The organism is Veillonella sp. 3310, from assembly GCF_003999875.1.
Taxonomy (GTDB): Bacteria; Bacillota; Negativicutes; order Veillonellales; family Veillonellaceae; genus F0422.
In genome coordinates, this window is sequence record NZ_RQVJ01000004.1 from 101,042 (window position 1) to 114,200 (window position 13,159).

Genomic DNA, 13,159 nt, shown 5'->3' on the forward strand with positions numbered 1-13,159 from the left:
TATACAGGATAATCAAGACAGTCCCCTAAAAACATAGATAGAGCAAATCATCTTGTTACTCTGTTATCCTGTTTAACTATAAAGGACTGTAACAAAATGAATCTAAATACAATAGAGGAAAGTTGATCAAAAATATCAACTTTCCTCTATTATTTTAAATGTTACTATTGTAATTTCTATGCAATTATTATTCATATAGTATTGCATATCAGTAAATGTAACACAGTATACTAGAACCTATGGATTATTTACCTTGTTGCATACTTGTCATGGTATTCATTAACATAGCAATTTTTTGATTTTGATCTTCTAATTGAGCTTTCAATGTATCAATTTCTTTTGCCATTGCCACTTTAGTCATAGGGATATGTCCACGTTGACCAACTTTTAAGCTTACGCCTACATTAAATAATTTTTCACCATTTCCTACAGTACCGCCAAGGCTAACCATAGTATCTTCATTTGGACGATAGAATGCACCTAAAGCTAATGCATTACCGCTGTGGTAGTTACCATAACCAGCTGCAATACTCCATGTATCATTACCATCAAACTCCAATGGATGTAATGCTGCTAACGCTGCAGAACCAGCTACTGCTTTGTCCATACGAGAGTTCACACGGTTTTCTAAGGCATTCATATTTTGGTTAATACCATCAATTTTACTATTAATATTTGTAGTTGCTGTATTGATATCTCCCAATTTTTGGTTAATTGTAGATTCAATATTTTCTTTTACTGTATATAATTGGCTACCATTAACTGCATCTTTAGAATCTTTTGATACTTTACCATCAGCTACATTAGTAACTTTTGTATCGTTTGCGTTAATACCATCTTTTGTAACAAATTGTTTGTTATCAATTGTGATACCATTTGTATCTACTTTTGTAGCTCCTGTTGTGACTGTATCTACTGTAAGATCTTTATTCACAGCTACTGTATAGATAGGGTGTCCGTCTTTTCCATTAGTGGAAGGCGTTACTGTCACATTATCGCCAGCTTTTACTTCTGTTTTTACTGCTTTGATAGCAGCATCAACAGTATCTTTACCTGTACCACCAATATCAGTTACTTTTACAGATCCATCATCTTCAATAGTTGCATTACCACCTAATGCAGTTTTTAAGGATTCTGCTGTATTTTTTACTTTGTTAACTTTTTCTTCTACTTTATGTAGTTGATCACCATTCACGGCGTCTTTGGAGCCTGCCGCTACCTTACCAGCGCCTACATTTTTGATTGCTTGGTCATTCGCATTCAATCCAGCGACAGAAACATAGTTTTTATCTCCAATGCTAAGACCATTAGCATCCATTTTTGTTGTTCCAGTTGTTACACTATTTAATGTAATATCATCTTTTACAGCTACTTTGTAGATAGCTTGTCCGTCAGTACCCTCGTCTTTAGTAACAGTTACATTCTTGCCTTCTGCTACTTCTGTTTTACCCGCTTTGATTGCATCAGAAATAGTAGCTTTTCCTGTACCACCAATATTTGTAACAGTAATTTTACCATTCTCATCAACCTTTGCATCACCGCCTACGATGTTTTTAACAGAACCAGCCACATTAGCTAGTGTAGCTAGAGTTGAATATAATTGGCTACCATTCATGGCATCCGTTGAATCAGCAGTTACTTGACCTGCTGCCACATGTTGAATTTGTCGCTCTTTGCCTTTATCACCTACAGATAAGACAAACCCTGTGCCCTTTGCTAATTTATCTCCAGCAAAGTTTGTCAACTTTAATGTAGTATCATCTGATGTAACAGATGCATCTTTAGTAGCTACTCCTGCTGTGGTTCTAGCAAAAGATCCCAACGCTACAGAGTTACCTAATGATGCCACCGCATAGGACTGATCTGCGCTTCCACCGCCGCCGATAGCTACACTATTTGCGGCAGCAATAGATCTAGAGCCTAAAGCTGTACCATACCAAGAAGCTTGAGCACTATCTCCAACTGCTACTGCACGATTACTCTTCGCATTTGCACTACCACCTATTGCTACACCAGATTGTGCCTGCGTTCCTGTGCTACCTGCAGATGCGCCGGTACCGATAGCTATTGCATTTTCTCCATTTGTATTAGCATTTGGCCCAATAACAGTACTATTCTTTCCACCTGCATTTGATCCTGCACCAAATGCTACATTATTATCAGCGCCAGTACCCGCTTCATTCAATGCAGCATCAGCTACATTCATGCCAATAGCACTCATAACCATAACAGCGCTCAACACTGCCGCTTTTAATGTTTGTTTTTTTCCTGTTGTTTTTAACATGTTCTTTTCCTCTTCCTTTACCTTTTCACTATAAAATAATCTATAAAATTGTTTATAATTCCTAAATCAAAAATTACAGTATTAAATGTTATAGATTTAATACCGTAATAATCAATCACATGTTCAATTATATATAATCTTCATGAAGAAAAAATGAAGAAAATATAAGTTCATGAAATCTTCATTTTCAAACTTGTATGTTGCTATTAATAAGCAGAACTTTTACCAATGGCTTTCACTAAGCGTGGTCTCCAATGGAAGGCAGCTTGGTATGCTATATACCCAAACAGGATAACGGAGGCCCCGCCTTGTACAGGAACTTCTCCACAAGCGTAAATCGCATAGCTATCGTAGGCAATGGCTACGGCGCTCATCACATAGATGAGGCGACGTAATCCCGTACTAGCGCCCTCAACAGATAACATCTTATTCACTGCCACGCAGCAAAGAATGTACGGGAATACATTGGTCACTACCGCTAAGTTAACAAGCTGTGCAAACTGTTCATTCAAACTTTCATCGGTGGTCATCAAAGCTAAGATACCTTGCAATGCCAAGAGAATGAAAATACCTCGCACCGGAGAATCCACACGATTCACACGGGCAAATACTTTAGGAAAGAATCCTGCTTCTGCACAACTTTTAAACACACGGCTCAAAGTAAATTGCCATCCCATAATCGCCCCAAAGCAAGAAACTGCCATGAGAGCCATCACGATTTTGCCTGCTGTGCCATTAAACATATAAGCAAACACTAACCCGAAAGGAGCGGTGGAATTCACTAACTCGATGTTAGGAATGATACCCGCCATAATATTTGTAGATACAATATACACCACGGCTACTGCCAACGTGCCAAAAAATGTCGCTATAGGTACATTCTTTTTAGGGTTTTCAACAGCATCTGCATTAGCTGCCGCCGACTCAAAGCCTAAAAAGCCCCACAAGGTAAGGGAAATGGACTGACTAACCGCATCAAACACGGGCAGTTCTTGTGGGTTCCAAACAGACACAAACATCTCTGGATCGAACCAAAACCAACCAAACACGCCAATAAATAGGACTGGCAACATCGTTCCCCAAATGGTAATGTTACTAATGCGCCCTGTGCTCTTATTACCACGCACATTGATTAAAGCTGCCACCATGAGCAACGCGATAGTTGCTAAACTCACTTCTAACGGTGAAAGGTGTACGTCAAACAACACAGCCCCATACCCTACAATGGATATGGCGATAGCCACATTGGCAATGACCAAGGACACTGCATAGGAGTAGTTCGCCATAAAATGGCCTGTCCTACCGAAGGCATATTCTACATAGCCACCTAAGCCGCCTGCTTTCTTTGTAAATAAACCACATTGGGCGAAAATATAGGCCAAGGTCAAGGACCCTAGTACCGTAATAATCCAAGATAGGATAGAAATGGTCCCTACCTGTGCTAATTGAGACGGTAGCATAATAATTCCAGCACCCAACATATTGGCTGCCACGATGGATGTCAGTTGGAATACAGACATTTTTTTAGCGGTGGTTTTCATGTATCAAGCCCCTTTCCATACATCACTTGAGCATTTCAAGTATCCGTGTCGTCAAAAACCGCTAGCGCCACTAGTCCGTACGGAATGGGTTCGGATGTAGTGACGCAATTTCATTCATTTATCGATTCATTGTAACACCTTTTACCCCTCATGGATAGATGTTTTTTCACAAATTTTCTGGGATTGTTATAACTTTCTATCATTTCCTTATCTTCCTATGATATACTATAGAAAATATGCTATGTCCATAGAAAGAAAGGATGTCCTTATGCAAGAACAAATCATTCAACTCTTGGGCGATGTGAACGGATTCCTCTGGAATAATATCATCATCGCACTCCTTATTATTGCCGGAGTTTGGTTTACGGCAACCACACGATTCGTGCAATTACGACAACTACCAGAAATGTTCCGTATTTTAAAATCTGGGGCAGGAGAAAAAAGTAAAGGTGACCATCATATTTCTCCATTCCAAGCCTTCTGTATCAGTGTTGCCTCTCACGTAGGTGTTGGTAATATTGCGGGTATCGCTATTGCTATCGCTTTAGGTGGTCCGGGCGCTGTGTTCTGGATGTGGTTCATCGCTCTTCTTGGTGCGGCTACTAGCTTCATCGAAAACACATTAGGCCAAATCTACAAAGAGCGTTTACCTGATGGCTCTTTCCGTGGCGGTCCATCCTATTATATTCGCCATGGCTTGAACAGCCCATTCTTATCTGTTTTATTTGCCATCTTAATCAGCGTTACCTACGGTCTAATCTATAACTCTGTACAAGCAAACACCATCGCTATCGCCGTACAACCTTGGAATATCGATGCGTCCACAACAGGTCTTATCGTAGCAGCTTTATCTGCACTGGTTATCTTCGGTGGTGCCAAACGTATCGCTCAAACAGCTGAGTTTTTAGTGCCTTTCATGGCAGGTTTATATTTCCTAATCGCATTGTACATCGTGATTGCTAACATCTCTGTATTACCAGACGTAATTTCTGCTATCTTTACACAAGCTTTCACGATTGATTCTGCTACAGGCGGTTTCATCGGTGCTGCGGTAATGCAAGGTATTAAACGTGGCTTGTTCTCTAACGAAGCTGGTGAAGGTTCTGTACCAAATGCGTCCGCTTCTGCTGATGTAAATCACCCAGTAAAACAAGGTTTAATCATGTCCCTTGGGGTATTCGTGGATACTATGTTTGTATGTACTGCATCCGCCTTCATCGTTCTTGTATCTGGCGAATACGTACACACTGATTTAACTGGTATAGCCCTTGTGCAACACAGTATTGGTCATCAATTAGGCGCTTGGGCACCTGCGGTTATCGCCTTATTCGTATTCATGTTTGCTTACAGTTCCATTATTGGCAACTATTTTTACGGCGAAGTGAATATTGCGCATATGACAAAAAATAATAAAGTTGCTATTAATGTATTCCGTGCATTAGTTATCATCATGGTCTATGTTGGCTGTATCGCTGAATTGAACCTTGTATGGAACTTAGCGGACTTGTTCATGGCATTCCTAGTGCTTTGCAATATTACATCTATCTTGCGTTTAGGTAAATTGGTAACCATTGCTCTGAAAGACTATGTAAGCCAAAAATCTAAAGGTATTGAAGATCCAATCTTCGACCGTGCTATTTTACCAACTCAAAAAGGTATCACTTGGTGGCATAAAGGTCACGAAAACGAATAATACTATACTGAAAGGGTCCTTCGGGGCCCTTTTTTCATGCTTATCATATACTGTACGCTATCCCTTTATGTTGGGAAGCTGCACTATATGTTATAACAATCGTAGCCCATAAAGTATATGATTAACATATAAAAAAGAGGGACGTTGACGCTATGTGTGCAACGTTCCTCTTTTTTGATCTGTATTACATTTCTTTGTATTCACTGGTATTATATTACAAACCTGTATTTGATCGTATTTATTAGTACCATTACAACGCATGTAGAATAATATATCTAACATATCTATGAGATTATTGTTCTTACTAATGTTGCAATCGCACTTTATACCGATATAGCCTTCTCTAGTCGGAAGGAATAGATGTATACCTCTTTTACAGGGTATGGTGTCAATCGTTCCAAAGCTTCTTTATAGAGCATGAGCTGAATGCGATAGCGTTCTATTAGAGCCTCTTCGTCTAAGCGGTCGGTCTTGTAATCCACCAACACCCAAGATCCCTCTTCTAGGAATGCCGTGTCGATGATACCTTGTAGGAATAAATCTTCTCCGTCTAGCATCTCTGGGTATACTCGCTTAGCTGGGAATAGCATACTGAACGGCAATTCTCGTTCCACTCGCTCCGCTCTTAACAATCGTTGTCCTAGGTGAGACTGAAAGAAATCATAAATCCGTTTTTCACTGATTGCCTTTCGCTCCTCATCTGTCAGATACTCTTGCAACGCAAGGTTATCTAAAGCTTGTCGCAAAGATGGTCGCGTATAGCTTTGCAACGGCAACCACTGCATCACTTCATGCATGAGAGTACCCCAACGGGCACCACTGCGAATCGGCGTGGACTCATTTATGGATGATAGAGTGACATCAAAAGGCCCAAGGTCTTCTGGGGCGTCTTCTAACATATCCTCTGCGCCATTCCCTACACTATTTTCTATGCCGCTCTGCGCAGCTACATCCACCTCCGCTTTACTCAAATCAGTCGTAATACCTATTGTTAAAGCATCTTCGGTGAGATCATCCGAACCTTTAGACCTATCTTCATGTACAACGTTATCCGTGAAACTATCTACTTGTGTAGACTCCGTCTCTAGACTACCATCGCCCTGCTCTCCCCGATAATTCGGTTCAATCATCTGTTTCGCTAATTCTTCTAGCTCTACAAAGCGTCGTTTGATTTCAGATACAGAGATTTTTCCTGCTCGTTCTGTGGAACTTTCATAAGGATACACAGAGGTCAATCGGTCTACCACAACAGGGTCCAATGATGGCGCTTCCACTGGTAATTGGGCACGTACTTGTTCCAAAATGTCCACCTCTACAGACAGTGTTTCCTGTGAAACACTGTAGTCATTCCCATCATGAACATGGAATGACACCGGACAATCTTTGTACGGTATATCTGGGAATTGCGGGCTTTCTACCTCTGCAAATTGGCGCAACTGCGTGCCCCCTGCTACATGGCGAGCCAAACTCCTCAAGATCCAATCTAAATAAGAATTACATCCTAGAATTTGCTCTTTCGTGAAAGCACTTTCACCCCACTGCAATACAGGTGCCACCCACTCGCCCATTTTCTTCGTGGCTGGTCGATCCGTGGAACCATTGATAGACCCCTTCATATAGCCTGTAATATACAGTTTATCTTTAGGTCGAGTCAGCGCCACATAGAGGATACGCTCCTCTTCGGCTTTCAAATTTTCTTCTAAGGCTTGTCGCACGAAAATCCATGGGACCGAATTATACATGACGCGCAAATCTGGGAAGTATCCTTTTAAGCCCACCCCATATTCCTTATGCAATAGCAAGGACCGGTTCAAATCCATTTTGTTAAAGCCCTTTTGGGTGCCCATGAGGAACACCACAGGGAACTCTAAGCCTTTACTTTTATGGATGGTCATAATACGAACCACATTATCCGCTTCACTCACCGTTTTGGCAACGCTCAAATCTTCTCCCGAAGCCTGCAAACTTTCAATAAAGCGCAAGAACCGGAATAGTCCACGGTAATTGCCATTTTCATATTGTTTCGCTCGCTCATACAGAGCCAGTACATTGCCACGGCGCACCAAACCATTCGGCATAGCGCTCACGTATTCCACTACGTGTAAGGTATCGTAAATGTGCCAGATTAAATCGGTAATGCCTTGACGGCGAGACATGGTGCGCCATGTATCCATAGAGTCCACAAAGCGAATCCACCCTGCATTCTGAGTTGCTTCCACAAAGGGGCGCAATCCGCTCCACAAGCTGTTCTCCCCTACGGACAAGCGAAGTCGCCCTAGGTCGTTCGCATCCATCCCGATAAGAGGTGATTGCAAGACGATGGCCATGGGCAAATCTTGCTCTGGATTGTCAATGATTTGCAACAAGGACAGCACAAATTGTACTTCCATAGCACTGAAATAACCGGATTTCTCCTCCGCATAGGCAGGAATTCCCTCTCGCCGTAAAAGGTCGATCATACGACTGGCAGATCCAGAGATAGACCGCTTCAAGAGCACAATATCTCGCCATTCCATAGGACGGAAGGTGCCGTCTTTATCTTGCACCAAGGTACCGTTGTTCTTTAACTCTTGGATTTTACGGATTACAAAGAGCATTTCCTTTTCATCATTCTCTAGGTCTTCTCCTTCTTCCGTATCTGTCTGCGCCTTATCCTCATCACAGCAAAGAACGTGCACTTCCACGTCCCCACCTACCCATTCTGGTGGCGCCTCTTCTACGATGCGACCTGTATGGAGGGACTCTGCCTCACCATAGGTGAGCCCTGCTCCTTCGTCGGTCATGATTTGAGAGAAAATAAAGTTCGTCACATTCAAAATGGCTTCATGGGAACGGAAGTTTTGGGACAAATCGATGCGTCGTTCCACACCATTTACATCATGATCAAACCGATGGTACTTTTCCATAAATAGTTGTGGATCTGCCATACGGAAACCATAAATAGATTGTTTCACATCGCCCACATAGAATCGATTGTCTTCACGAGATACTAAGTTTACGATCGCCTCTTGTACACCATTCGTATCTTGGTATTCATCAACCATCACTTCTTTGAACGTATCTTGTAACTCTAGCGCCACCTCGGAAAGCTGCAATTCATCTTCGGATTCCGGGGCTACTAACAAGGCTAGACATAGATGTTCCAAATCTGAAAAATCAATCATGCCCGCTTCTTGTTTTGCCTGCTGAAAGTCCTCATGGAATCGTTTCACTAATTCAATAATACCTCGCACCAACGGCACTAAGTATTCCATTTGCTCTCGCCAATCTGCTTCGGTAATGGCAAAGACACCTTTCGGCATGGCTTGTAATATCTCTTTTCCTTCTGCCAAAATGGCTTTGATTTCGCTCAAGATAGCTGGGTCGCTTTCATTCATGGCCTTTGTGGCACGGAGTACAGGGAAACTAAATCCCCCAATGCCGACAACACCTAGATACATCGCATCCCAAGTGTCCGCCTTTTGCATGGCTTGCAGTAAGGTTTGCAGTTCGCTGACCTTCTCCATCCATTTGTCAAATCCATTGCCTAAGGTCGCCAAGCGCTGTGCCTCTTCATAGCGTTCTAGAAGATATTCAATTTGACGTTGTTGTTCGTCCCAAAATAGTCTCCCCCAGGTAGTTTCTCGCAAGGTCTGGTGTAAGGCACTTTCATAGGTAGTACACACCTGATCTAACCAGCGCATAGGCTGACTTTGCGCCAAGGCAAAGTTGTATATTTGAAACACCGTGTCCCGCAAGACTTGGTCAGAACGTTCCGTGCTGAACATGTCGCTCACGTCATAAATGTTATACAAGCCTTGCTCGTAGGCCTCTAGCAAAATCTTATCTAGCACGTCGTAGCGCATGAGCGCCAATTCTCCTTCATTGCCGATAGTAAAAGAAGGGTCTATATCTAGTTTATAGAAATAACTACGGATGACCCATTGGCAAAAGGAATGCAATGTGGAAATATGGGCAGACGGCAACATATTCAATTGTTCTTCTAAATACTCGTCCCCTGTGGCTTGAAACTCTTCCGCTAGTTTCACACCGATACGGGCTTTCATCTCTGCGGCAGCCGCCTTAGTAAACGTCACCACCATCAGCTCTTGAATACTTAGTTCCCGCCGTTTCAGGCGTTGTATCATACGCTCTACGAGGACTGCCGTTTTACCAGATCCCGCCGCAGCGGACACCAAAATAGTTTGGGATGGTAACTGCCCTGGTCTAGGTGCATCAATAGCGCTCTGTTGCGCATCAGTCCATTTCATAGGTAGCCCCTCCTGTTTGTAATGCTTCCATCTTCTCCAATGCTTCCTCTTCGGTCATGGTCTTAATATAGCGATATCTATTGCGCGTTCCATCAAAGCGACATAAGGCTTGGAACTCACAATATTCACATGGCCGTCGCTTATCCTTTTGGTACGGACTAATAGGAAACTCTCCATCCATCATCTGTGTACCACTGTTGGAAATAATTTGTTTTGTGTATTCCTTCATAAGGCCAAATTGTTCCATCGTCTTCAAACTTTTGGATGTGCGACTATCTGGAGTGCCGTCCTTTTTCAGAACAATCGGTACATATGGAGAATTGCTTTGATAAGCCCTCGTTACATCTAAGGATTGTAACACATCCCCGTCTACAAAGTATCCACTATTTTTCAACTCTTGGATAGTAGCTTTTTCTTCCTCTGCCCGTCGGTGATTCACTACTTCAGACAATTTCACTTGCGGATTCCGTACATAGGTATAGAGGGCAGCCGCCGTGCCAATTCTATCTTGTGTATTCTTTTCCAATGCCAATAGATAGGTCATTAATTGCAATTTCAAGCCGTAGTAAATTTCATCAGCTCGCACCGTAGTGCCCCCTGATTTATAGTCAATCACTGCCGCATAATGACCAAGAGGTCCTCGATATTCATCGACACGGTCTATTTGACCGCGCAGTACGATACTTTCGCCATAGTTTTTACCCAATGGGATGCGCACTGGACGCCAGTTAGATGTGCCCATGCCAAAACTTTGCTCTATTTCTGTAGTGGAAAACTCGCTTTTCTTAGACCAATCTACGAGACGTGCTACCGTAGCAGATAAGGTAGATATTAATCGAGTATACAGTTGCGCTTCGTACGCATCTCGCTCTTCTGTACCCATCACCGCATCGGCCGCTTCACGGCATAAAGATTCTTGTTCTTCCTCTGTTAAATCACGCCATTGTCGACCCTGTTCTAATAGATATTCCCCTAAATAGCGCAACGTATCGTGAAGGAAGGTCCCGATTTCAGGAGCTCCAAAGGATTTCACCTTCCGTGGTGCTAAGCGTAACGCATATTGAGCATAGAAACTGTATGGACAACGATGGTATCGTTCTAATCGTGTGACGGACCCCGTTAAGGCATCACTGCGTAGCAATAGCCCTCGCACAATGGACTGCTCAATGCGTGGCACTGTATTAGAATCAAACATACCTCGTGTGGCGAAGAATACTTCACCTCTGTAGCCCATTTCTATACCCCAGTTATAAAGACTCCACCAAGTAGAGGAGATAGAATCTCCTTTCATAAGGGCACTCATGCGACTAGAAAAGAGGCCTAAACTCTGGGATGGTCGCCACAGATAATCCTGTTCTCGTCCCTCTGGCATAGATAGTGGTGCTTCTTCGAAAGTTTTCACATACCCATATTGCTGTAAACGGCGCACTACCAAAGATGGTTCCATTTTAGACCCTTCTTCATCGGATGTGACATAGGACAGATGCAGTCCTTGGCTAGCACGAGTGCAGGCTAAATAGAATAAGAAATTTTCATTGAACATTTGCCCTAAGGCACCCGCCGCTAGTTGCACACCTACCTTAGCCAACGCCGTCCGCTCTTGGTCACGCAGAATGCCTTCGTCCCCCATTTTACGAGGGAATACGCCCTCATTAAGACCTAGCACGAAGACTTCCTTAGCATCTGTCATATAACTACGGTCAATGGTGGTAATCGTCACATGGTCCAAGGATGGTGGTACCAAAGAGTAGGTCACTTCACCGAGACCTTCCTCGATGATGAGCCCCATCTCTTCAGCGCTTAATTCCTCTGTGCCCGTTACAGATGCACACTCCTCTAACAATTGAATGGCATGTTTATATAACTGTACATGGCTAGCACTTTCTTGCACATCCCCACGTTCTTCTGCTTCGTCATACCAGACTTTCAGTTGCTCTGGAATGCGCCAATCTTGTATGGTTTGGAATAGGAACTCACTCCACTCCTGTCCCGTATGTGGCAGTTTGCAGAAATCGTAAATAGGGCGCAGTAACTGGTGCAACACACGGTCATGTAAGTCTTGCATCACAGCCCGTCGCTCATCATCTTCGCCACCATAGTTCCAAGTATCTCGTAACCACGCCGCCCCTTGAATCCCGTATTCTAAGCAATAATTCTCTAATCGATCTACTTCTTCACGAGTGAAAGGAGCAAAATCTGTTTTCAGCAAACGGAACACCGCATCATGGTCGAAGAAAGTACGATGTACATGGAAGATGCCTTGTAAAAACTCCGCCAGTGGATGGCTAGTCATCATCTTCCGTTGGTCCGAGAAGAAAGGGATGCCATAATTTAGGCATGCTTTTTCTAGTACATCACCATAGGACTCCATGTCCCGTAATATAATGGTGCAGTCCTTCCATCGATGCCCTTCTTCTTGACGATACGCCAAGATTTTCCGGCACACTGCATCCGCTTCCCGTTCTCGATTGTAAGCACTCACCATAGTCAACGTATCATCGGTTGTATTCGGTTTCATGGGAGTTCTGAAAAACTGTGTATTCAACTGCTGTAATACAGGGGTTCCTCGATAGACCTCGGTCATAGTATGCACTGCCGCCTCCGGATACCAAGTCATCATATCTCGATATGTCTCCCAGACCCGGAAATACATGGATCCCTTGCGACTGTGTATCTCTTCCTCCAAGGAGGGTAAGCTAATCGTCATATGACAGGATTCACTAAGAGAAAACAACTGTTGAATCAAGCGATACTGCAAAGGCGTAAACCAATGAAATCCATCTACAAAGACATGGCAGTGCTTCATGAGCGGAGACTGTGGTAATAGGTCGATTAATTCTTCCATAGAGTCTTGGACGCCCAACTCTTCCAAGGCTGCATCGTAGCGTTCTAACAACAAGGACAGCTCTTGTAATTTACGACCCAACACCATGGAATCTACTTGTTCCACAGCTCCTGACAAATCCTTCGGCGTTACTCCAAAGGCTTTGCACTCCGTCAACAACCCTTGTATAACATCTCCAAAATGAGGTTGTTTTGCTGCTTGTTTAAACAAGTCCAACTCCCCTGCCGATTGTTTTAATAACACCCGAAGGACTAATTTTTTGCCAATTTCAGACAAACCGCCTTCTTTCACTTTCCCCAAGGATTGATACACTTGATAGGCCAACCGTGTCATGCCCACCACGCGCACCGTAGTGAACCCTTTTTCCTTACGATACTCCGCTAGCTTGCGCTCCATCATATACGTGGCAGGGTCCGGCACAAGGACGATAATCTGGTGGTCTGGATGGTCCTGTAAAATTCGTTCTATCTCTGCGAAACAAGCCGTAGTCTTTCCCGTGCCGGCTCCGCCAATATATAACTGTGGTTGCATGTCCAACTCCTTTTC

The 13,159-nt window shown here is 43.3% G+C and carries 5 protein-coding genes; 1 reads left to right on the top strand and 4 read right to left on the bottom strand.

The window, feature by feature from the left end; all coding sequences use genetic code 11:
- Nucleotides 1-244: 244 nt before the first annotated feature.
- Entirely contained in the window at nucleotides 245-2,284 is a 2,040-nt protein-coding gene (locus tag EO127_RS06630; protein ID WP_127448662.1) for a YadA-like family protein, read from the bottom strand.
- 206 nt (nucleotides 2,285-2,490) lie between these two features.
- Nucleotides 2,491-3,825: a putrescine-ornithine antiporter gene (gene potE, locus EO127_RS06635; RefSeq protein ID WP_127448663.1), complete on the bottom strand. Its 1,335-nt coding sequence runs from the start codon at nucleotides 3,823-3,825 to the stop codon at nucleotides 2,491-2,493.
- A gap of 268 nt (nucleotides 3,826-4,093) precedes the next feature.
- Between potE and EO127_RS06640 the strand changes: the two genes are divergently transcribed.
- The gene (locus EO127_RS06640; protein WP_127448664.1) at nucleotides 4,094-5,518 is read left to right on the top strand and encodes a sodium:alanine symporter family protein; all 1,425 of its coding nucleotides are present in this window, start codon (nucleotides 4,094-4,096) and stop codon (nucleotides 5,516-5,518) included.
- A 323-nt stretch (nucleotides 5,519-5,841) separates the two neighbouring features.
- Here the strand turns inward: EO127_RS06640 and addA are convergent, their stop codons facing one another.
- Nucleotides 5,842-9,768 carry a helicase-exonuclease AddAB subunit AddA gene (gene addA / locus EO127_RS06645; RefSeq protein ID WP_127448665.1) on the bottom strand — a complete coding sequence of 1,309 codons (3,927 nt, stop codon included), beginning with the start codon at nucleotides 9,766-9,768 and terminating at the stop codon, nucleotides 5,842-5,844.
- Nucleotides 9,755-13,144 (bottom strand): PD-(D/E)XK nuclease family protein, encoded by a 3,390-nt coding sequence (locus tag EO127_RS06650; RefSeq protein WP_127448666.1) that lies wholly within the window; start codon nucleotides 13,142-13,144, stop codon nucleotides 9,755-9,757. Before EO127_RS06650 ends, addA begins: the two co-directional genes overlap by 14 nt.
- Between the last annotated feature and the right edge of the window lie 15 nt (nucleotides 13,145-13,159).